The organism is Nocardia speluncae NBRC 108251 (genome assembly GCF_001613245.1).
Taxonomy (GTDB): Bacteria; Actinomycetota; Actinomycetes; order Mycobacteriales; family Mycobacteriaceae; genus Nocardia; species Nocardia speluncae.
This window is the reverse complement of record NZ_BDBZ01000001.1, coordinates 34,492-56,937: the sequence shown is the minus strand read 5'-3', so window position 1 is coordinate 56,937 and position 22,446 is coordinate 34,492. Positions and strand designations below refer to the sequence as shown.

The 22,446-nt window shown below is 65.8% G+C and carries 18 protein-coding genes and 1 pseudogene; 10 read left to right on the top strand and 9 right to left on the bottom strand.

The annotated features are described in order from the left end of the window. Positions 1–1,202: 1,202 nt before the first annotated feature. Positions 1,203–3,029, top strand: a complete 1,827-nt coding sequence (locus NS6_RS00255) for an acyl-CoA dehydrogenase family protein (protein WP_068035101.1) — start codon at positions 1,203–1,205, stop codon at positions 3,027–3,029. A 71-nt stretch (positions 3,030–3,100) separates the two neighbouring features. On the opposite strand, the gene NS6_RS00250 is transcribed toward NS6_RS00255, so the two are convergent. Next, complete coding sequence (locus NS6_RS00250; RefSeq protein ID WP_245669072.1) at positions 3,101–4,339, bottom strand: cytochrome P450 family protein; 1,239 nt, start codon at positions 4,337–4,339, stop codon at positions 3,101–3,103. Positions 4,340–4,378: 39 nt separating this feature from the next. Then, the gene (locus NS6_RS34470; protein ID WP_157112556.1) at positions 4,379–4,516 is read right to left on the bottom strand and encodes a hypothetical protein; all 138 of its coding nucleotides are present in this window, start codon (positions 4,514–4,516) and stop codon (positions 4,379–4,381) included. 463 nt (positions 4,517–4,979) lie between these two features. On the opposite strand from NS6_RS34470, the gene NS6_RS00240 reads away from it, so the two are divergent. From NS6_RS00240 to NS6_RS00220, 5 genes are all read left to right on the top strand, one after another. After that, complete coding sequence (locus NS6_RS00240) at positions 4,980–6,620, top strand: ABC-F family ATP-binding cassette domain-containing protein (RefSeq protein ID WP_068035098.1); 1,641 nt, start codon at positions 4,980–4,982, stop codon at positions 6,618–6,620. A 216-nt stretch (positions 6,621–6,836) separates the two neighbouring features. After that, positions 6,837–7,040, top strand: coding sequence for a cold-shock protein (locus NS6_RS00235; RefSeq protein WP_033242606.1), 204 nt, complete (start codon positions 6,837–6,839; stop codon positions 7,038–7,040). 191 nt (positions 7,041–7,231) lie between these two features. Further along, positions 7,232–8,218 carry an SMP-30/gluconolactonase/LRE family protein gene (locus NS6_RS00230; RefSeq protein WP_157112555.1) on the top strand — a complete coding sequence of 329 codons (987 nt, stop codon included), beginning with the start codon at positions 7,232–7,234 and terminating at the stop codon, positions 8,216–8,218. A 27-nt stretch (positions 8,219–8,245) separates the two neighbouring features. Beyond that, positions 8,246–9,079 carry a helix-turn-helix transcriptional regulator gene (locus NS6_RS00225; protein WP_068035094.1) on the top strand — a complete coding sequence of 278 codons (834 nt, stop codon included), beginning with the start codon at positions 8,246–8,248 and terminating at the stop codon, positions 9,077–9,079. A gap of 89 nt (positions 9,080–9,168) precedes the next feature. Continuing rightward, entirely contained in the window at positions 9,169–9,921 is a 753-nt protein-coding gene (locus NS6_RS00220) for an SDR family oxidoreductase (RefSeq protein WP_068035092.1), read from the top strand. A gap of 10 nt (positions 9,922–9,931) precedes the next feature. On the opposite strand, the gene NS6_RS00215 is transcribed toward NS6_RS00220, so the two are convergent. The 5 genes from NS6_RS00215 to NS6_RS00195 all read right to left on the bottom strand — a co-directional run bounded on the left by NS6_RS00215 (position 9,932) and on the right by NS6_RS00195 (position 14,852). Then, positions 9,932–11,254, bottom strand: coding sequence for a diguanylate cyclase domain-containing protein (locus NS6_RS00215; protein ID WP_068035089.1), 1,323 nt, complete (start codon positions 11,252–11,254; stop codon positions 9,932–9,934). Positions 11,255–11,328: 74 nt separating this feature from the next. Beyond that, positions 11,329–12,486, bottom strand: a complete 1,158-nt coding sequence (locus NS6_RS00210; protein WP_084470491.1) for a terpene synthase family protein — start codon at positions 12,484–12,486, stop codon at positions 11,329–11,331. Between the two features lie 59 nt (positions 12,487–12,545). After that, a complete protein-coding gene (locus NS6_RS00205) occupies positions 12,546–12,797 on the bottom strand; it encodes a hypothetical protein (protein ID WP_068035087.1) in 252 nt (83 codons plus the stop codon). Between the two features lie 170 nt (positions 12,798–12,967). Beyond that, positions 12,968–13,750 carry a hypothetical protein gene (locus NS6_RS00200; protein ID WP_068035085.1) on the bottom strand — a complete coding sequence of 261 codons (783 nt, stop codon included), beginning with the start codon at positions 13,748–13,750 and terminating at the stop codon, positions 12,968–12,970. A 244-nt stretch (positions 13,751–13,994) separates the two neighbouring features. Next, a complete protein-coding gene (locus NS6_RS00195) occupies positions 13,995–14,852 on the bottom strand; it encodes an IclR family transcriptional regulator (protein WP_068035083.1) in 858 nt (285 codons plus the stop codon). Positions 14,853–15,100: 248 nt separating this feature from the next. On the opposite strand from NS6_RS00195, the gene NS6_RS00190 reads away from it, so the two are divergent. The 4 genes from NS6_RS00190 to NS6_RS00175 all read left to right on the top strand — a co-directional run bounded on the left by NS6_RS00190 (position 15,101) and on the right by NS6_RS00175 (position 19,756). Continuing rightward, positions 15,101–16,423 carry an MFS transporter gene (locus NS6_RS00190; protein ID WP_068035081.1) on the top strand — a complete coding sequence of 441 codons (1,323 nt, stop codon included), beginning with the start codon at positions 15,101–15,103 and terminating at the stop codon, positions 16,421–16,423. A gap of 333 nt (positions 16,424–16,756) precedes the next feature. Then, complete coding sequence (locus tag NS6_RS00185; protein ID WP_068035923.1) at positions 16,757–17,479, top strand: SDR family NAD(P)-dependent oxidoreductase; 723 nt, start codon at positions 16,757–16,759, stop codon at positions 17,477–17,479. Next, positions 17,476–18,369 carry an aldo/keto reductase gene (locus NS6_RS00180; protein WP_084470490.1) on the top strand — a complete coding sequence of 298 codons (894 nt, stop codon included), beginning with the start codon at positions 17,476–17,478 and terminating at the stop codon, positions 18,367–18,369. Before NS6_RS00185 ends, NS6_RS00180 begins: the two co-directional genes overlap by 4 nt. A 91-nt stretch (positions 18,370–18,460) precedes the next feature. Further along, entirely contained in the window at positions 18,461–19,756 is a 1,296-nt protein-coding gene (locus NS6_RS00175; protein ID WP_068035079.1) for an LLM class flavin-dependent oxidoreductase, read from the top strand. A gap of 302 nt (positions 19,757–20,058) precedes the next feature. On the opposite strand, the gene NS6_RS35545 is transcribed toward NS6_RS00175, so the two are convergent. Both NS6_RS35545 and NS6_RS00170 read right to left on the bottom strand, forming a co-directional pair. Next, positions 20,059–20,610 carry a flavin reductase family protein gene (locus tag NS6_RS35545; protein ID WP_168443399.1) on the bottom strand — a complete coding sequence of 184 codons (552 nt, stop codon included), beginning with the start codon at positions 20,608–20,610 and terminating at the stop codon, positions 20,059–20,061. 6 nt (positions 20,611–20,616) lie between these two features. Beyond that, positions 20,617–22,164: pseudogene (locus tag NS6_RS00170) on the bottom strand (FAD-binding protein); the annotation flags it as partial. Positions 22,165–22,446: the final 282 nt, after the last annotated feature.

The window sequence follows — 22,446 nt, the reverse complement described above, 5'->3', positions numbered from 1 at the left end:
GAATCCAGCGAGACCGCACGATCGAGCCAGCCGATCGCTTCGGCGATCATCCTCGCTCGTTGCACGAACATCGCCAGAACCGGTTTGCTGCGCCCGGGCCCGAATACGTTGCCCCTGGTTCGAACCATGCGCGTTGGGCGTGAGATCGAAACTCGCCCCCAGGCTTCAGGACACTCTGCTGCCACGACCGAACTGAAGGTGGTGGGCCGGTCGTACAACCGCTCGTCGAGAGCACGCGCTGCTGGTGACGAATCTCGGAGGTTCGAGGCCGAGTTCACTCGGCGCACCGGAGCAGCTTCAACGCTCAGCGCATATCGCCGGCGCACCACTGAACGTTCGGCGCATTACGGATCGGTTGTGGACCCCCCGATTGATTGCCGATTCGGGCGCTGCCCATGGGCCCAGACAGGGTGAAGCCCAAATCCGTGATCGACTTCCCGAACAGGCTTGGAGCGCGCACCTGGCGCCGCGAAAGGCTGCAAGCCTTCAGAGCACCGGGGACGCCAGTGAGCCAGCGAACCTGTGGACCACACGTTCGACCGACTTCGTCCCGACCGCCGCCCGCGAGGCTGGCATCACCAAAGCACCTGGTAACCGACCTGGATCAGTTGTGAATTCTCCTAAGCGGACAACACGAACGATAGTTGTGGCACAATATTTTTCGTGTTTCGGTCAAGTCACGGCAACTCGGCGGCAACGGTGACGTCACCCGTCGAAGCTGTCCGCGGGATGACCGAACAGATCTGGCGGTTGGAGTTGGAGAGTTGCAGGACATGGTCGATGGTCCCCTAACAGCCATCTTCGGTGCCCCGATCGCGGGAACATCATGGTCAGCAAGTTCCGGGCAGGTGACGGACACGCAACGTGCCACAGATGGCCAGCACGCTCAGGAACCTCGTCTATCCAACGGCCGGTCCCTCTTCTCCCGCACGCGGCTGCCGGAAGGCCGCCCAGATCCCGCCCCCTCGGCCGCAGGGAGCCCGGACACGCCTGCTGATACTGCCCCTGGAGGGGTGTGGTACGCGGCGCTTTGAACCCTGATCGGTGATCGTTCGGTATTCGCGTATGCGGAGATGCTCATCCACGAGGCAGCGCTCGCGGATGAGCCGACCGAGCGCCCGGATACCGGGAGACGATTACCGCGTAATGCCTGCAGCGGAACATCTGCCACTGCAGGGTTCGAATTTGAGTAGGAGGCAGTAATGGTTTCCCAGGGGTATTCAGACGACCTGTCGAACGTCTTGTTCGCCGGTCGGCGGGAAGCGGCTCAACGGTACACAGATGTGTTCAGCGAGTCGGCATTCGATCAGGATTGGTGGGCCGCTACGAAAGACCCCGGAAAACGAGCCTACGAGCGGTACCTGCAACTGCTTCCGCGTCTGGATGCCGTCGATACGATTTCTGATCTGCGCGCCCTCGTGGCACTGCACGAACAAGCTACCGTGGTCGATCCACACCTCGGTGCCCTGCTCACGGTGCAGGTGAATCTCGTTCTGGGCACACTACTGGAGCAGCATTCCCGAACCGGTGAGGTCGAGGCGGTTCTGACCGAGCTTCTCGAGGGACGTGCGGTAGGCGCGTACGTATTGACCGAGGTAGGCCACGGTAGCGACCTGCCGAATCTCGAAACCACAGCGACATACGACCCGGCAGATGGCGGCAGTTTCGTACTCGATACACCCACGGACGCAGCTGTCAAATTCATGCCGACGACTGCCCCGCCGCCAGTGAATGGCGTATCGCGGTTCGGCATCGTATTCGCGCGGTTGCTGATCGATGGGGCGAACTGCGGAAACTACCCGTTCCTGGTGCGACTGGTAGACACCGACGGGACGGTCCGGCCGGGGATCACCATTCGCGCGCTTCCCGAGAAGCCCGGCCTGGGAATGGACAACTCCATCACTCGCTTCGACCACGTCCGGCTGCCTCGCGAATGCCTGCTGTCCCATACCGGCACCTTCATCGACGACAACGGCCAACTCATCTCGCCCATCCCGGCAGACAATCAGGTCTGGCGTGCGATCAGTCGAGTGCGGGCCGGCCGGCTGGCGATTTCGGCGATGTCCGCCGCAGTGTGTCGAGCGTCCCTGGCCATCGCCCTAAAACACGCTGAACAGCGCGATATCGCAAGCATGGACCGCGGCGCCGACCGCATTGCGCTGTTGGATGTGCCTGCTCATCGCGACCGGCTGATCGATGCCATCGCCGAGACCTACATGGCCGGTATGTCCGTGGAGGTGGCGATCGAGGCATTCTCGGCAGCGATCGAGAAGGGCGCCGACGAGCAAGCTCCGGAATTGACCGATCTGGTATCGCTGACAAAGAATTTCACCACCTCGGTGGCACTGCGAGTCACCGCCGAGGTCCGTGACCGGCTCGGGGCCCAGGGGGTTTTCGCGCACAACCAGATCATGGTGTATCGAGCACTGCGTGACGCTGCGGCCACTGCGGAGGGCGACAGCTACGTTATCGGCTTGCAGGCAGCGTACCGCCGGATCGCCCTTCCAGGGGAGTGGAAGCAATCCGGTTGGAATGACCAGCTCTTCGATATCGACACCCACGGCCAGTGGTTGAGCTGGCTCGACGACCGGGCCCGTTTCCTGCATCACCGGACGCTCGAGGCGTATGCGAACACAAGCGGAAGCCGTCAAGAACGGTGGGATGCGATTTACCATCTTTCGATGGCAGCCGCCGAAGCCCATACCGCCCACCAATCCGCCCAGGCGTTGGCAGACCGGATAGGCGGGATTCCGACCGAGCTGCGGGAGGTGTTGGAAAGGCTCATCGTGCTCTATGCCGTCGGCCAATGCCTGAGGCACGGAACGGAGATGCTGCCGGACGGGCCACTACCGAAGACAGCGCAGCCGCTCATGGAAATGCGTCGTCAGCTGCACGAATTTCTCGCCCCGCATCTACGCGATCTAGTCGACGCGTTCGAACTTCCGAGCGGGCTCCTGCGCACAGCGTTCACGCCCGGAACATATGTCGAAGAGTATGCGAGCGCCATCTCGGCCGCTAGTACGGACTGACCGAACAGCCTGATCGCGAGTAGGGCACGGCCTCGGGGATGGAGACCACCCCGAGGCCGGCCACTCGGAGATCAGAAGGGGCCGGACTGCGGAAACTCCACCGGCAGCGCCGCCAATGACCGATGGAACCCGCCCGGGCGCCACACCAATTCATCCGGCCGGCAGGACAGCATCATCTCGGGCAGCGCATCGAAAAGCTGATCGATGGCATTCTGCGCGACGGAGTACGCGACGGACTTCGCCGGGCACGTGTGCGGACCGGTGCCCCACGCAAGATGAGATCGGTTGTCGGTATAGGCGCCGACGATGGCCGGGTCGTTGTTGCAGGCTCCCATACTTGTGACAACCGGCTGGTCGGCAGGTAACCAGACCTCGTCCACCAAGATCGGCTGCCGCGGGTACGTGATGAGGAAGTTTGCCAGCGGCGGGTCCTTGAACAACAGCTCGTTCAACGCATCCTGGGTCGTCAAAGCGGCCTCGCCCTGAAACCGGCTGTCGCTGAGCATCAGCAGGAGAGTGTTGGCGATCAGGTTGGTCAACGGCTCGATACCCGCGCCGTAGATGGTCACGAGTTGCTGGACGAGTTCGCTATCGGTGAGGCCGGCCGGGTGGGCAATCAGTCGAGACGTCAGGTCCTCACCGGGCACGGTTCGCTTGAGTGAAACCAGCCGAGCCAGCGCACCCTCGAACAGCGCGTTCCCCTCAGCGGCGTTGGCGCCTTCGAACATCTGCGCCATGCCTTGTGCGACATCCTGGCCGATCTGAGGGGGGCATCCAACCATCTGGTTCAGGTACGCGAAGGTCAACGGAAAGGCATACTGACCTAACAGATCGGCTTGCCCGAGCCTGCAGAATTCGTTGATCTGCGGTATCGCGATGCTTTCGATCTCCGAGTTAAGATTGAACAGGTTGATCTCGTCGATGCCGTCTACGCTTGCTTTCCGGAAACGCCGGTGCTCATCACCGGCACTGCGTAGCGCATTGGGGCGATGCGCCATCATGGGTTTCACCGGGCAGTCGTCGGGCACCCTCTCCTGCCAGGTGCGCGGGTCCGCGGGAAAATGGGCGTCATCGTTGTTGATCCGGATGGCAGTGAAGTACCCGATCACCAAGGTGGCCGGGACGCCTGGCGCCAGCTCTACCGACGCCAAGGTCTTGTGCTGGCAGCGCATCTGATCATAGACCTCGTGCGGGGCGGCCGCGAATTCCTCGGTATACGTCGGAAACCGTTGCGGACCGGTCAGAGGCGGTGGCTCGCCGAATCCGCGCCAAGCGGACCGTTGTGGTTGGGGTTCGTGCTGTGTCGTCAAAGAGTTAACTCCAGGTATGGAATGGGAACACGGCTACCTTCAGGAGCGCTGGGCGAGCATCCAGTCCGGTTCGAATCCTTGCCGTAGCTGGCACCGGCGAGGCTTGTGGGTGGAATCCGTTGCGATGCTCGACAATCTGCCGGATGCCGCGACCCAGACGAGGGGCTGTTCGATCATCCGATGCTCCGCACAGACCGTGACGGGTGCTGCACGGGTGCGTTCGCGTACCGCCGGGTGGTCACGCCGGACCACAGCGACTGATACAAGACAAGCTCCACGCCGCCAGATCATACTCACCTGCCGGGCTGTCCAGCATCCGATACGGCACCGCCGGGAACCATGGGGGGCAACCGATCCCGAGCGGCCGGCGAAGTTCCAGGCCGCAGGCCGGTGGGGAAACTCCTTGCACAACAACATGACTCCGATACAGAGAACGGAGAACATGCCTTGCAGGTATGTGGTTCGTTGCTCCTACGCTCCATTGTGACCGGAGTGGTTGCCGGCCACAATGCCCTCGACTGTGGTAGATGCGCCTTGCCGCCGCGACCTCACTTGACCATCGTCCCGCTCACCGAGCGGGACATCCACTTCCTGACGGCCGGTTCCAGGCATTGCCGCAGGCCCGGGCAGAATATGCCTGGTGAGCGCAACATTGCAGGCCAGCGGCCTTTCGGCCGGGCACGCCGAACGCACCTTGTTCGCCGACCTCGATCTGACTCTCGCTCCCGGCGATGTGGTCGGGCTGGTCGGCGTCAACGGCGCGGGTAAATCGACACTGCTGCGCATGCTCGCCGGCGGCGACCCGGGCGAAGGCAGGATCACCCTCAGCCCGCCCGATGCCACCGTCGGCTATCTGGCCCAGGAACCCGAGCGCACGGCCGGCGAGACCGTGCTCGAATTCCTGGCCCGCCGGACCGCCGTCGCCTGGGCCCAGCGGGTCATGGATGCGGCCGCCGAGCGACTCGCCGACGGTGGCGACGACGACTACTCCCCTGCCCTCGAGCATTGGCTCGCCCTCGGCGGCGCCGATTTCGAACAGCGCGCCGCGGAGGTCGCTGCCGATCTCGGGCTCACCGCCGGCCTCGCGGGCGGATTGGACACCCCGATGACGGGGCTGTCCGGTGGGCAGGCCGCCCGCGCCGGTCTTGCGGCGGTTCTGTTGTCACGCTTCGATATCCTGCTGCTCGACGAGCCCACCAATGACCTCGACCTCGACGGGCTCGACCGCCTCGAACGTTTCGTCACCGGTGTCCGGGTGCCGCTGATGATCATCAGCCACGATCGCGAATTCCTGACCCGAACGGTGACCGCCGTTCTCGAACTGGACCTCGCCCAGCAGCAGGTCAACTTCTACGACGGCGGCTACGACTCCTATCTGGCCGAACGCGAGATCGCGCGCCGGCACGCGCGCGAAGCGTACGACGAATTCGCCGATACCAAATCCGCCCTGGAGGCGCGGGCGCGGATGCAGCGCAACTGGCTGGAGCACGGTGTGCGCAATGCGCGCCGCAAGGGGAAGAGCGATTCCGACAAGATCACCCGGAAGACCCGTGCCGAATCCACCGAGAAGCAGGCCGCCAAGGCCCGGCAGACGCAGCGCCGCATCGAACGGCTCGATGAGGTGGTGGAACCGCGTAAGGAGTGGGATCTGCGGATGGAGATCGCGGTGGCGCCACGCAGCGGTTCCGTCGTGGCGACGGCCGGCAATGCCACCGTCACTCGGGGTGATTTCGTCCTCGGACCGATCAGCACGCAGATCGACTGGGCTGACCGGATCGTCCTGACCGGGGCAAACGGTTCCGGTAAATCGACCCTGCTCGCGCTGCTACTCGGCAAGCTGGCGCCCGGTTCCGGCACCGTGACGCTCGGCTCCGGGGTGCAGATCGGGGAGGTCGACCAGGCCCGCGGCCTGTTCCGTGGTGCCGGGCCCCTGGCCACGACCTTCGGGGCGGCCGTCCCCGACTGGCCGGATGCCGACGTGCGGACCTTGCTGGCCAAGTTCGGGCTACGCGGACCGCACGTCATCCGCCCCTGCGACACACTTTCGCCAGGCGAACGCACCCGCGCTGCGCTGGCCCTGTTGCAGGCCCGCGGCGTGAACCTGCTCGTTCTCGACGAGCCGACCAACCACCTCGACCTGCCGGCTATCGAACAGCTCGAGCAGGCCGTCGACTCCTTCACCGGCACCCTCGTGCTGGTGACGCACGACCGCCGGATGCTGAATTCCGTGCACGCGACTCGCCGCTGGCATTTGGCGGCGGGCCGGCTCACGGAGGAATAGGGCCGGTCCTGGAGGCGTGCGACTACCGGCTACCTCCGCACCGGGCCTACCCCGCATCGCGTGCGGCGTGGGAAAACGGCCGGATCGGAAGCCGGGTCCGCACCGGAGGTACACCCCCCTCGACAAACCGGCAGCACGTATGGCACACTTGTCCACCGAGACTGTGCTAATCAAAGTGATCTGCGCGGCTCATCTACAGGAATGAAGTATTAAAGCATGGCGCAAGGCAGTGTGAAATGGTTCAACGGCGAAAAGGGCTTCGGCTTCATCGCCCAAGACGGAGGCGGCCCTGACGTCTTCGTGCATTACTCGGCCATCGGGGGCTCGGGTTTCAAAACCCTCGAAGAGGGTCAGCGGGTTGAGTTCGAGATCGGCCAGGGCCAGAAGGGTCCGCAGGCTCAGGACGTCCGCGCGATCTGATTTCGTGTGACTTGAAGGCTCCGCACCTACGGGTGCGGGGCCTTTCTCGTCGGTTCACCCGGTAGACCGGCAGTCGTTGTTCCTATGTTTCGCACACCCAGGAACATGAACACCCGTATCGGCAAGTATCGGGAGAAACGCCGCAGATGGCAGAGGATGCGGAAGATCGCATCCAAGAAAGGACGACCGCCATGCGCGTTCGTATACGCCATCTCATCCTCGGGCTGACCGCATCGGTCGCTCTCGCCTGCACGGCGCCCGCCCCGGCCGAGCCGCCCGAGCATTATGTAATCCCCGGCGACCGGGCCTTCCCCACCGGTCTCGCCTACGACCCCGGGACCGGGCATTATTTCGTCGGCAGCGCCGCGGACGGCGCGCTGTATCGCGGACACCTCGACCGGCCCGAAGCGGAGCTGTGGTCACCGCACGGGACCGACGGACGAACACTCACCTCCGGAATGACCATCGACGCCGCGGGGCGGTTGTTCGTCAACGGTGCCGACAGCAACGTCACCCGGGTCTACGATCCCGGCAGCGGTGAACTGCTCACCGAGCTTCGCGGGCTGCCCGGCGGTTTCGTGAACGAAGTGTCCGTCGCGGACGACGGCACGGCATACGTCACCGATTCCTTCCTGCCGGCGATCTACCGGATCACCGAACGCGACGGCCGCTGGCAGATGCAACCGTGGCTCGATATCGAAAATACGGCCATCGATTGGGTACACGGGGAACACAATCTCAACGGCATCCTCGCAGTCGGCCGGTATCTGCTGTCGGTGCAGAGCAACACCGGCCGGCTCTGGCGGATCGACCGGTTCACCGGCGACGTCCGGGAGGTGGACCTCGGCGCAGATTTGCTGCCCAGTGGCGACGCCTTGATCTCCGAAGACGGACGACGGGTCTATGTGACACAGGGGAATCTCTACGCCGACACCGACCAGGAGCCCCGGGTGGCCGTGCTGGAACTGAGCGAGGACCTCACCAGCGCCCGGATCGTCGACAGTCTCGTCCCGCCGGGCGGATTTCTGCATCCCAGCCAGGCGGCACTGACCGAGAACGGGCGCCTGCTGGTCGTCAACAGTCAGTACAACCGGCTGGTGGCAGGGTCGGACCCGGACTCGCTGCCGTTCACGGTCTCCAGCATGCCCGTGCCCGCCGGCACCGGACCCGCCGCATAGCCGGGAAACCCCGCCTAATCTGAGGAGGTGGACCGAAGAGACGAACTCCGCGAATTCCTCACCTCCAGGCGAGCCCGGTTGTCACCCGCCGATGTCGGCCTGCCACCGGCCGGGCTGCGCCGTACCCCGGGGCTGCGCAGGGAAGAGGTCGCGGTGCTCGCCGGGGTCGGGGTGTCCTGGTACACGTGGCTCGAACAGGGACGCGATATCCGGGTGTCGGCACAAGTGCTGGACGCTGTTGCCGGCGCACTGCGCCTGAACACCCACGAACAGGCCTATCTGTACCGGCTGGCGGGTCTCGAGCCGCCCCGCGCCGGCACCGGCGCGGCCGATCCGGCACAACCGGTCACGCCGGAGTGGCACCGCATTCTGGACGCCTGGCTGCCCCGCCCGGCCTACATCATCGACCGGCACTGGGGGTTCGCGGCGGTGAACAGTACGGCGTGCGAAGTATTCGGTCTCACCGATGACGACGACAACTGCCTGGTGGCGTTTTTCACCAGCAGCCGCTACCGCGCCGCCTTCACCCACTGGGTGGAGGCGGCGCCCGATATCGTCGCGCGGTTCCGTGCCGACGCGGCGCGGCATCCGCAGGACCGGGGCTTTCACCGGATTGCGGCCGAACTCGGTACGGCCAGTCCAGAATTCGCTCGGCTGTGGGCCAGGCACGATGTCACCGAATCAGCGAACGGCACCAAGGCCATCACCCATCCGTACGGCGGTGACCTACATTTCGAGTACACCCGGCTTCCGCTGCCGGACCATCCCGGTCACCACCTGGTTCTGCACAATCCGACACCCGGCACCGGCACGCTGGAATGGCTGGAATCCCTCGCCGAGGAGTCCCGCCTGATCAGCTGAGCCCGTGACACGGACGCAATGCCTGGTGGTACCACACCCAGCATCAGCTCGGTCTGTTCACCTGCCGTTCGAACACCCAGTCTTTCCCTATGACTCGTTACTTCGACAAGACCGTACTGGTCACCGGCGGTACCAGCGGAATAGGGTTCGCCACGGCGAGACGTCTCATCGGCGAGGGCGCGACGGTGGTCGTCACCGGACGCGACGCCGCCCGGCTGGATGCGGCCGTGACGGACCTCGGCGGCCGGGCACACGGTTTCCTCGCGGACGTCGCCGACCTCACCGCCCTCGATGCGCTGATGCAGGACATCCGGGACCGGTATCACCGGCTCGATATGGTCTTCGCAAATGCCGGGGTCGGAATCTTCGCGCCCATCCGGGAGATCACCGAGGATGATTTCGACCGCTCCGTGGCGGTCAACTTCAAAGGGGTTTTCTTCACCGTCCAGAAGGCACTGCCGCTCATCCCCGACGGCGGGGCGGTCGTCGTCAACGCCTCGTGGACCCTGCATCGGGGTGTCGATGTGCTGGGGCTCTATTCCGCCACCAAGGCCGCCGTACACAATCTGGCCCGGACTCTCGCCGCGGATCTCGCTCCGCGCGGTATCCGCGTCAACTCCGTCAGCCCCGGCTATATCGATACCCCCATGTACCCCGAGGCCGATCTCCCGGCGCGGGTTGCCGCCGCCAGCCGGAGCCGAGTCCCGGCCGGCCGGTTCGGCCACCCCGGCGAGGTCGCCGACGCAGTGGCTTTTCTGGGCTCGCCCGATGCCTCCTACATCAACAGCCAGGACCTGATCGTCGATGGAGGGCTCGTCGGCACCATGTCCCCGACCGCCTGACCGCCCTGGATCAACGGGCGCCGCCGGTCGGGCCGCCACCGTCCACAGGGTCCGGTTCGGAACCGTCGTCCACCGGCATCGTATGCAGAACCCACTGCGCTTTTCCACGGTTCTTGGCGCGGTACAGTCCGGTATCGGCGGCGTCCAGCAGAGCCTCCGCCTGGCCGCCCTCGACCGTTGTCACCACCGCGCCGATACTGGCCGAGACGTCGAGCTGGTTCCCACCGGTCAGAATCGGCTCCGATAATGCGCCGAGCAACCGTTCGGCCACCTCGGCCATCCGCTCATTGTCGACGGGCGGCGGGACGAGTGTCACGAATTCGTCGCCGCCGATCCGCGCAACCAGGCAATCCAACCCCGCCACACTGTTGTTCAACCGGCTCGCGACAGCGGTGAGGACCTTGTCGCCCGTGCCGTGACCGTAACGATCGTTGATGTACTTGAACCGGTCCAGGTCCACGAAGCACAACCCGATCCGGTCCCGCGGGCCGGCGTCGCGGATCGCCGCATCCAGCCATTCGAGTAGCTGCCGCCGGTTCGGCAGCCCGGTCAGCAGGTCGTGGCGCGCCTGCCGGTGCAGTTCCTCGCGCATCCGGTGCTGTTCGGTGACATCCTCGCCCACTGCCAGCAGATAGTCGGGATGGCCCACCTGGCCCTGCACGAAGGTGATCGAGAACGCCGCCCACCCGTAGCTGCCGTCGGCCCGTCCGATCTGCTGTTCCAGTTTCACCGTGCCCTGTTTATGCGGCACCAAACGCTCGTAGACAAGCCTGCGGATGCGGTCCCGGTCCTCGGGGTGGGCGAATTCGTAGACCGAGATACCGAGTAGGTCGTCGGCAGGGACCCCGATCATATCCGCGAGGGCCTGGTTGGCGTTGAGCAGAACGCCGTTGGTATCACCGATGGCGATGGCCACCGCCGCATTGTCGAAAACCACCCGGAAGCGTTCGTCCATCCGTTGCGCTGCCGCGCCCGGAGAGTCGGGCGGGGCGAACATCATCTGCCGCCGGATACCGAAACCTTCGCCGAGTTTTGCCAGCAGTAACGACATTCTCCGGACCGTTTCGGGATCGTCGCCCGGCCCCGTGAGCGCCCACAGCACCGGAACCGACGTGGCCACCACGTCGGTTACCGGCAGATCCGTGGCCGCCAGGGCGGCGCCCGCCCTGGCGCCCGCATCGACATCGAACGGCGTGGTGGTGAGCGCATGCGCGAGGTCGTGCACCAGCCAGCTCAGCAGATGCTCGTTAATCGGATCGGAGGGTGCAGAGCCACTGGTCGCCTGGAGGGCCGCAGACCAGGTTCGAACCAGTTCGCTGTGCTCCGACTCCATCGCTCCCCTTCGCCGCTGTGCCCGCCACCGCCCGCTTGCAGCCATGGAACATCGCCTACCGACAGGTGGGGTGGCTACCCTTGATGATCACCATCATTGCTCATCGACCGCGCTCCGGCCGGATGGGGGTGGTTCTCCGAGAAGATACTCATCCCTTTGTACCGGGTCGTGATCAGTTGCCAGACCCAGCTCGCCTGGACACAACCCGCAAGGTCGGCGAGATGTACACGCAGTTGCGCGGCGAGTTCGGTATCGGCAAGACCTGGTTCGCGGCAGCGGTCCGCAAGCGCATCGTGACGTCGGCGGAACTCGGTGACACGGTCGCGCACCAAGGTGCCGGCATCGCGTACCGCGTCCGCGAGGTTCGAATCGGGCGTGTTCAGCAGGCAGACCGGGACCAGGTTGAAATCCGACCGGTCCGCAATGCATTCCTTCTCGAAGGAGAACATATCGTTCATCAACGCACCGATTTCCGCCGTGAGCACGCGTAATCGGCGTAGGTCTGTGGCCAGGCCCATCCGCGCCAGCTGATCACCGGCCAGGTAACTGTCGCGGCCGAACTCGCACAGGGCGATGGCCGGGTACATACCCGATACCTGCGCGCGCAGATCGATGTACTCCGCGACCGACAGCAGATCACCACGTGCCCGAGCGTTCTGGTCCCGGATCGCGGTGCGCAGATGTTCCACCGTCGAAGCGAGGAATTCGTCGCGCCACCGAGCGTCCGACAGTTCGTCGACCTGCGACAGGAAAACGACCGTCGCCTCCTCGACCGGAGACGGGTCAGCGGGAGGTTTCCGAGTTTCCAGCAGGTGACAGAGGCGCTCCAGTTCGCCATGTGCCTTGCGCTGTTCGGATTCCGATAGGTGACCGTACTTTTCCCGGCCCACAGTATCGTTGAGCCAGAACAGGATTGCGTTGAACAATCCGATCACGGTCAGTCGCCGTGCACTGACAGGACCCGGGTGCAGATACGGTGTCATGCTGTTGTAATGCGCGCCACCGGGTTCCAGCCAGATACCCTGCGCCCGGCAGTAGCGCTCCACATCGTCACATGCCTGCGGGCCGAATTCGCTGGGGCGGAACTCTGTGCAGTACTCTGCGATATCGCAGTCCGGTGTACTGAACAGTTCCCGCAACGACCACAGCTCGCCGGTGTTCACCCAGTCCTCGTATTGTGTTCGCATACCGACGATCTCACGCTCGACCGCCGCTGTGTACCGAGAAGCCATAGCGACTCTCCTCCCGCGTATTCCAAACCCTCTCAGTGTGGTGCACCGGCGAGTCACTGTCACCCTGTTCGGGCGCATCCCAGGTAGCGTCCTCGCGCCATCACCCGGTTCGGCCCGCAACCGGTTCTGCTGGTGGCGGCGATCGAGCTGTCGCTGACGTTCGCGCGCCGCGTGCCGTTCATCCGGGAGCCGTGACAGATGCCGGTGGGAACCGTCGTTGCCGGAATCGGCCTGTCCCTCACCATCGCCGCCGTCGCGAACCTGATCATGACCTCGGTGCCGATCACACAATCGGCTTCGGCCACCAGCATCAGCGCGCTACTCGGTGGGCACCTCCACGGCCAGCGCCACCATGGCAGCGGCGGGCAGCAGCTGGACCATGACGATCGGCGCCGGCCATTACCCCGCAGCGACGGCCTTCACAACAATGTTCTGGATCGCGTCCGGCACGGCAGGAGCCGCGGCGGCACTCGCCGGCCGGTTACCAGTCCTGCCAGGGAATGATGGTCCGCAGTGGGCCGTCGAACAGCGTTTCCCCGACAACCGGACGCGGTCCGCCGGCACCCCTGGAGTTCAGATCCTGTTCCAGCTCCACCACCGCGCGGGTTACTTCGGCGGGGTCGGCATCGAGATACAACATCCGGATCCGGACCGCCCCCGGCGCGAATTCCCGATTACCGGCGCCGAGAGGCAGGCTGGGATGTTTCTGCATCGAATGCAACGAGAAGGTCCACGCCCCCGCCACTCCCGGGCATTCGAGTAGCGCGGGAATGCCGATGCGGTCGTCCCAGCGGAACTGTTCGTGAACGTCGGCGCCGTGCGGATCCGCGAAATGCGTGACGGTGAGATGTAGCCCGCGGTTGGGCCGGAAGGGCAGCGCCTCGGCCGATACCCCGATACGCGGTGCCGCGTAGCCCTTGACCGGTGTGAAGAACCCGAGCAGCGGTCGTTTCACTCCGGGCAGTTGCGGGCCCCTGCCCCATTGGAAAGAATCCTCGCCCAGTTTCGACCACTCCGCGACGCTCTGCTCATAGGGCGGGCGGAACCAGTACATCGCCACATAGTCGACATCGGTGAGTTCCTGTGCCGAGGACCGGTCCAGTGCGGAATACTCGGCCGGCCTGGCCCATCGATCCCCCCAGGCGACACCCGGCAGCAGCAGGTTCTCCGGCCGGTGGTCCAGCTGATGCCATTCGTTGTATTCGCGATGCACGCTGGGATCGGTGAGGTCGATGAAGGAGAAGAACGCGTGTTCCGAGAACATTTAGCCTGCCGATCCGATTCGATGAACAATTCCAGACGGTTTCCGGCGTCGGCCCGGCCGGCGCCGGAGGCAGCGCTTGTGGGTCGCCGGTACTTCGGCGGCGCACTGGGCGATACCTCACCGTCGTCGATCATGACGCGGGCACAGCCGTGCGGCCGATGCACTTTCCACTGGATGGGCACCGGATGACTTCGGTACGTCCCCGCGCAGGGCTCGGGCGCGCCGCATCCCCGAGGTCCTCAGGTCACCCGACGAGCGGCGCGGTATCCGGCGACCATGCCGCGCCGACGGGCCGTGACGCCCGTGTGAACGGTGCGGCCGGCCGGGCCTCGGTAGCCCGGATACGCAGCGGGGGCATTCCGGACGCCTGGCGCCACACGGCCACGGCCGCGCGCCGGACATCCGAGACCACCACCTCGGTCCGGACGGATTTGGTCGGACCACACAGCGACAGAGCGAAGTGTCCCCCCTCGCCGGTGGCGATCGGCGCCGCCACAACGGTCACCCCGAGCGCGCACCCTTGCGCGTCGACCGCCACCCCGCCGCGATCCCGAATTCTGGCCAGATCGCGGTCGAGTTGGACGGCCGAACGCACGGAATAGCAGGTAGGAACGGCGCCGAAAACGATCTCGGGCCATTCTTCGGCAGGGACGGCCGCCAACAGTGCCCGGCCCGGAGCGGTGCGGACGACCGGTTGCCGCGCGCCCACACCCCATTCGCCGGCGTCTCCCGGCCAGACGCCGACGCGTTCGAGATGCAGGATTTCCGTGCCGGTCAGCATGCTCAGATGGGCGGTGAGGCCGGTTCTGCGATGCAGTTCGGTCATCACCGGCAACGCTGCCCGGTGAACGCTGCGCTGCCGGGTGAACTGCGTGCCCAGTTCGAACATGCGGTGCCCCAGCGCGTATTTGAACTCGTTGCGCTCCACCCATCCGAGCTCGACCAGACGTTGCAGGATGCGATGCGCCGACGATCGCGGCAGACCCGAGCAGCGCGCCACCTCCGCCAGCGTCAGGGGCCGCTTCCCGACGAAGGATTCGAGTATCGACGCCACCCGGTCGATCATCGTCGTGGGGGTTTCGCCGATCCGCGCCGTTGCCATGCACACCTCCAGCTGACGAGGTCAGCTTCTGTCTACCTGTCAGATTATGACAGGTGTGAGTGTAACCACAGCGCAACGGGGATGTAAAGCAGCTCACCGCGCGGATGCTCGCGGGCCTGCGCCGTTCACCCGCCGTCGATGACGAAGTCCCGGCCGATCTCGTATTCCACTGACCAGGAAAGAACACGGACGCCCCGGAATTCGCCGTTCAGGATGAGGCCCTGATCACTTCCGAGGAAGGACCTTTCATGAGTTCGGCACCCGGTCCGGAATCCGTTTCCGCAGATCCCGCACAGCTGCGCAGGGTCGCGGCATCCAGCCTGCTCGGTACCGCCATCGAGTACTACGACTTTCTGCTCTACAGCACCATGACCGCACTGGTGTTCAACAAGGTGTTCTTCCCGGACTCCGACCCGGCCCTGGGCACAATCGCCGCCTTCGGCACATTGGCCGCCGGCTATGTCGCCCGGCCGATCGGTGGCATCGTGTTCGGGCATTTCGGCGACCGAATCGGTCGTAAGAAGATGCTCGTGCTGACCATGGCGATGATGGGCTTGGCAAGCTTCCTTATCGGTGTCCTGCCCACCTACCAAGCCGTCGGTGTGATCGCGCCCTTGCTGCTGGTACTGCTGCGCGTCGTCCAGGGCATCGCGATCGGCGGCGAATGGGGCGGGGCCACCCTCATGGTGACCGAGCACGCCGAACCCGGCAGACGTGGTTTCTGGAACGGCGTCATGCAGATGGGCTCCCCCATCGGCTCGTTGCTTTCCACCGCGGTCGTGGCCGTGGTGGCCATGCTTCCCGAGGAAGACCTCCTGTCGTGGGGCTGGCGAATTCCGTTCCTGGCCAGCATCGTCCTGCTGGCGGCAGGCCTGTACATCCGGATCGGTGTCACCGAGAGCCCGGTGTTCCGCGAGGCCGAGGACACCGTCGAGAAAGCGCAGATCCCGTTGCTGTCGGTCCTGCGCCGGCCGGGGAACCTGCTGCTGGCCTGCGGGGTCGGTATCGGCCCGTTCGCACTCACCGCATTGATCAGTACGTACATGATCAGCTACGCCACCTCGATCGGCTACGACCGGTCCAGCGCCGTCACCGGCCTGCTGTTCGTGTCGAGCACCGCGCTCATCGCCATTCCGCTGTTCTCCGCGCTGTCCGATCGTGTCGGTCGCCGGCCCGTCGTGCTGACCGGTGCGGTCGCCATCGTGGTACTGGCCTGGCCGATGTATGCAATGGTCGACACCGGTTCGGTGCCGCTGCTGATCCTGGCCATGATGCTGGGCCAATTGATCCAGGCGGCGATGTTCGCTCCGCTGGGCGCGCTGCTGTCGGAGATGTTCGGTACCGCGGTGCGTTACACCGGCGCATCCATGGGATACCAGCTGGCAGCACTGATCGGCGGCGGTTTCACGCCGCTCATCGCGAGCACGCTACTGGCCGGCGGGCCGACCAGCGTCCCGCTGATCATCCTCGCGATGAGCTGCGGACTTGTCACGATCGTTGCCATCTACCGCATCAAGGAGACCAGCGGCCAGGATCTGCGCGACGCGGCCGCTGCCGTACCCGCACGCTGAGCAGTTCGAGAAGACGCCTCCCGGTTCGCGGTTTCTCCCCTCCCACGGAGGTTCGAGTTCCCGGTATCACCGATTTCGGTGTTCCGCCTCGTGGACATCTTGGTTGCCGCCCGTCATACCCGGCAATACGTTCAACCCGTCAGGCGGTCACCGACGGATCGCCCCGGTACCGGTTTCCGGACGGGGTCCGCAAGAGTCGGCCCGCCGGCGCAGAACCCAACTATTGCCGCATACGAGTTCGAGCCCTGCACCGGCATTGCGGCGAGGCGAAACCCTCGACGATCTTCCCGCAAGTTGTGGGCCGGACTATTTTTCACGCTAGGAGTAGTGATCGTGGTCGCACACCATGCCGTCGTCACCGGCGGAGCCAGCGGTATCGGCGCCGCAGTCGTCGAACGATTGCTCGCGCGAGGTCTGAAGGTGAGCGTCTTCGATCTCGGCGAGCCCCGAGCTGCCCGCGAGGGCGTGGACTACTACCGAGTGGACGTGACCGATCGCCAGGCGGTCGAGTCGGCGCTCGCACAGGCATCCGTCCCCTCGTCTGCCCCCGATGTGCTGGTGACCAGCCACGGAATCCGTGGATCTTTCGTTCCGGCACTGGAACTCGACCCCGAACAGCTCCGGCGCCTCTTCGATGTCCATGTCCTCGGGACGTTTCTGGTGGCTTCCGCGTTCGCGCGGCCACTGCTCGCGGCGGGCGACTCCGGATCGATCGTGACGATCTCGTCGACCACCGCGTACGGCGGCTGGCATCGGCAGGCCGACTACGGCACCGCCAAAGCCGCGGTGCGCCAGCTCACCGCCAACCTCGCCGTCGAGTGGGCGCCACTGATCCGCGTCACCAGCGTCGCGCCCGGCCATACCCGGACCCCGATGGTCCAGGACATGATCGACAACGGCTACGACATCTCGGCCACGGAAGCACGGACACCGCTCGGTCGCCTGTGCACTCCGGACGAAATGGCCCGATCGATCGAACATCTCGCGCTCGATGCGACCTTCGTGACCGGTGTCTGCCTCCCGGTCGACGGTGGCTGGACGACGGTCGGCAAATGAGCGGGGCCTCGGTGCCGACCCGGAAACTGGGTGATCTCACGGTTGCGGCGATCGGCTTCGGTGCGATGACCATCACCCAGCTGGCAGGCTACGACGTCGACCGCGGGCGACGGACTGTCCACGCGGCCCTCGATGCCGGTGTACGACTGTTCGATACCGCGGATGTCTACGGCCCCGCGGGGGCCGGGGACGGCGTCAACGAACTGGCGCTCATGGACGCGCTCCGCACCTGGTCCGGCCCCGCCGACGATATCGTCGTGGCCACGAAAGGTGGCCACCTCCGCTATCCCGAGACCGATACCTGGTGGACGAACGGCAGTTACGCACACCTCCGCCGCGCCTGCACGGCATCCATCCGGCGACTCGGGCTCGATCCCATCCCGCTGTACCACCACCATCGGCCCGATCCGCAACTGCCCTACGAGGAGTCCGTATCCGCCCTGCGGGCACTGCACGACGAAGGTCTCATCGCGCGGGTCGGGATCTCCAATGTCGATGCCGATCGGATCGGTATCGCGCAGTCCATCCTCGGCGACGCACTGGTGTCGGTGCAGAACGAATACTCACCCGGCGTGCGGACGGCGGAGAAGGAGATCCGTGCATGCGAGGAACGCGGTATCGCGTTCCTGTCGTGGGGGCCGTTCGGCGGGATGCGGGAGGCCAAGAGTCTCGGTGCCGGCGGATCGCCCTTTGCCGAGGTCGCTCACGCCCACGGGGTGAGCATCCATCAGATCGCGCTCGCCTGGCAGCTGCACCGATCCCCCGTCGTCATTCCGATTCCCGGAGCGTCACGGCCCGAATCGGTCCTGGATTCCGTTGCCGCCGCTGCCCTGACACTCACGGCCGAAGAACTCACCCTGCTCGACACTCCAGCGGAGTCCGGCTCCTGACCAGGAGACGGGCCGCCGAATTCATTCCCCAGAACATGCGAGCGCCGCATTCTCGCCGGCGGACCGCAATCGCAGGAAGGTCACCGATCCCATGAGCAGACTCATGCACTTGGCTGTATTCGCACAAGGGGTGGGGGTCGGGCAGTCGGTCTGGCGGTCACCACGCACCGTCCCGGAACGGATGCACAGCTTCGACCACTGGGCCCATCTCGCCCGGGCCGCCGAACGCGGCTGCTTCGACGCCTTCTTCATCGCGGACGCACTGAATCTGTCGACCGCGATCGAAACCGACGCCACCGATCGTCCCGATCCGCTGCCGATCCTCTCCGCGCTGTCGGTGGTCACCGACCGCATCGGGTTGATCGGCACCAGTTCGACCACCTACAACGATCCCTTCACGGTCGCGCGGCAGTTCGCGACACTGGATCATCTCAGCGACGGCCGCGCCGGCTGGAATGTGGTGACCACCGCGATTCCGGCCGCCGCCGAAAACTACGGTTCGGCCGGGCTGCCCGAACACACGGACCGCTATGTGCGCGGCGAGGAATTCGTCGACGTCGTCCGGGCACTCTGGGAGGGCTGGGACCTGGACGCGATCGTCGCCGACCGGGAAGCCGGGATCTGGGCCGACCGGGCGAAACTTCACCGCATCGACCATCACGGCCGGTACTTCGACGTCGCAGGGCCACTGACGATCCCGCGTTCCCCGCAGGGCCGGATCCCGCTCGCGCAGGCCGGCTCCTCGCCGACCGGAATGGCGCTCGGCGCCCGGGTGGCGGATCTGGTGTTCGCGACCCAGCATTCGATCGAGTCCGCGCGCGAGTTCGCCGAGGGCATGCGCGCGCTCACCGAAGCCGCGGGCCGGGACCGCTCGGCGGTCAAGGTGCTGCCCGGCGTCACCCCGATCATCGGCCGGACCGACGCCCAAGCCCGCGATCTGGCGATCGAACTGGGGTCGCTGATCAGCGAACAGACCACCCTGAAGTTCCTGAACCAGACCTTCGGCGGTATCGATCTGTCCCGGTTCGACCTCGACGAACCCTTTCCGGATCTACGGGATTCGTTGCCCAGCAATGCCAGTGTGGGCAGGCCTACCCTGCTGACCGAGGTCGCGCTGCAAGAGAAACTGACCGTTCGGCAGCTCGCACAGCGAGTGGGGCTCGGTATCGGCCACCGCACGCTCGTCGGTTCCCCCGACACCGTCGCCGACGACCTCCAGCGGTGGTTCGAGGCCGGGGCCGCAGACGGATTCATCGTGCTACCCGCCGACCTGCCCCTCGGGCTCGACGAGTTCGTGGACGAGGTGGTGCCCCGGCTGCAGGACCGCGGGCTGCTGCGCAAGAAGTACCGCGGCAACACCCTGCGTGATCATCTCGCGGACGGATGAGCACGAGCCACGGGATGACCGCCGAATAACTCGATCTCGTCATCGCCGTCCACGAGTTCGCCCGCCGCCAGGCGACGTCCGCCGACCGATCCGGGTGGCGCCCGGGGCCGGTCCCGTGGCGCTGCTCGCCCGACTGCATCGGGTCGGGTGAGTAGCACCGCCAGTAACCGCGGCTCACGAATGACGGGCTTGGTCACAAGTGACGGGCTTGCCACCGCCGGCACCGGCCGTGGCAAGCCCTTCCGTATGTTGTGTGGTCGCCGGGCGGCCTGGTGAGGAGGACCCGGCGAGCAGAGACCGGGTCAGCCCCCGCGCGAAGTATCCGCGCCGGACGCCCCGGCAGCCACCGGTTCCGATGCCAGTTCACGGAACGACGACCGGTAGAACAGCAGCGGGGCGGTTTCCCGGATCGGTCCGACCGCGGTGACCCGCGCGATCACGATGGTGTGATCGCCACCGGACAGCTCCTCCACGAGCGTGCACTCCAGTGATACCAGCGAACCGGCCAAGGATGGCGCTCCGTTACCACCCGGCGCCCATTCGACGCCGGCGAACTTGTCGGTGCCGCTGCGGGCGAAGGCACGGCAGACCTCGTCCTGATCGGCGGCGAGCACGTTCACGCACAACCGGCCGGCCGCCCGGATCCGGGGCCAGGAGGTCGAGGTCACCGCCGGGCAGAAACTGACGTACGGCGGTTCCAGCGACAGCGAGGTGAACGACTGGCAGCTGAACCCGACCGGACCGTCGTCACCTGTCGCCGTCACAATGGTGACCCCCGAACAGAACCGGCTCAGCGCTGATGTGAACTCGCCGGGCGTGGGTTCGGACCGTGGCACCGCGGGCGCTCCCGGCATTCCGGTCGTGGCTGCCATATCGAGCGCGGCCAGGTGCGCGAAGACCATCGATGCGCCGATCGGGTTTCCGCCGCCCGGATAGCTGGTGCCGCTCACCGCCGCCATCGAGTTACCCGCCGCGTACAGGCCGGGGATGACTGCGCCCACCGAGTCCAGAACTCGGGCGGCGGTATCGGTGCGCAGGCCGCCCTTTGTACCGAGGTCCGACAGCCCGAATGCCGCGGCACAATAGGGACCACCCTCGATCCGCACCAAGGGGTTCGGGGTGCCCGGTACCGACCGGTCGTAGGGTTCGCCGCCCCGGTCGAAGTCCGGGTCCGAGCCCGAGTCCACCGCGGAGTTGAAACGCTGCACCGTTGCGGTCAGCGCCTGCGCCGGGACTCCGATGAGTCCGGCCAGCTCGGCGAGGGTGTCGGCGCGATGCCACAATCCGGCGGCGCGATATGCCTCGTGATCGTCCAGCGGTATACCGGCGAACAGTACCGGCGGCGCGAGATCCGGTGTGCCGCTGTAGATCATCCAGTAGGGAAGTTCGATGCGGCCCGAATCCATGGCCGCGAGAACATCCCGGGCGACCCGATCGTAGGGCGCGTATTCGTTGGTGAACCGGCGGCCCTCGTTGTCGACCAGAATGCCACCGGTGAACCACATCGAGAAGGTCGAGCTGCCGTCGGGATGGGTCAGGCCCGGTGCCCACCATGCCTCGTTCATCAGATCCACGTCGGCCCCGACGCTCATCGCGGCTTCCATTGCCGCACCCGTATTACCGGACGGGGCCATCGAATCACGGGCGAAATTGGGAACCCCGAAGGTGGCACGCATCCGGCTGTTGCGCTCGAACCCGCCCGCCGCGATGAGCACACCGTGCGTGGCCCGGATCCGCCGCAACCCCTGAGGTGTGGATACCGACGCGCCTACCACCCGGCCGTCCAGCCGGATCAGTTCCCGGCACGCCGCGCGCCGTCTCAACTCGACGGTCGGCAGCGCCCGCAAAGCCAGCAGCAGGCGGCCGATCAGGGCGCGGCCACCTTCCAGTTGTTCGGGGAGCGGAGCCGAGCGGCGATCGGTGGCCAGCGGCGCCCGCACCTCCGCCGCCAATTCCCCCAGCGCGTCACCGTGCAGCGGAACCGGGATGATATGGCGGCCCGAGGGCCTCGCGTGCCGGACTTTGCCGAAGTAGTCGGGCCAGGGCAGCACCTGGAACCGCAGCGCCGGATCCTGTTCGAGGTACTCCACGAGAGGCGCGCCACCGGTCACGAAAGCCCGCTGGAGCTCCGCGGGAGTTCGATCACCGACTACAGCCTCGAAATACTCCAGCGCATTCTCCGGCGTATCGTCGTCGCCCGCTCGCCGCAGCACCGGGTTGTTCGGCAACCACATTCCGCCACCGGAATACGCTGTGGTGCCACCGAATCTGTCCGTGGCCTCGGCGACGATCACGTGTAGTCCTTCGCGCCCGGCGGTGTAGGCCCCGGTCAGCCCGCCACCACCGGACCCCAGGACCAGCACCTCGCATCGTTCGTCCCATTCGACGGCCGAATCCACCCAGTTCATGGGGATAACCCTTTCTCACCGCAATCGACGAGCCCGTCACCGCCGGGTGGCCGCCCATGCCGCGCGGCGGTGAATCCGTGATTGCTCGTTTCCGGACCGAACGAATGGTCGCAGGGCCACAGGGCGCGGCGAGCCCATGTTCCGTTCACCGAGATAACCCGCCGAACCAACCGTCCAGTCAGTGAAATGTGACCCCGTTCACCGTTCCCGGGGTTGCTACAACCGAGGTGTCGCGGAAGCCACCGTTTCGCCGGTGCCCCAGCCCGCTTCCGCACCATTGCT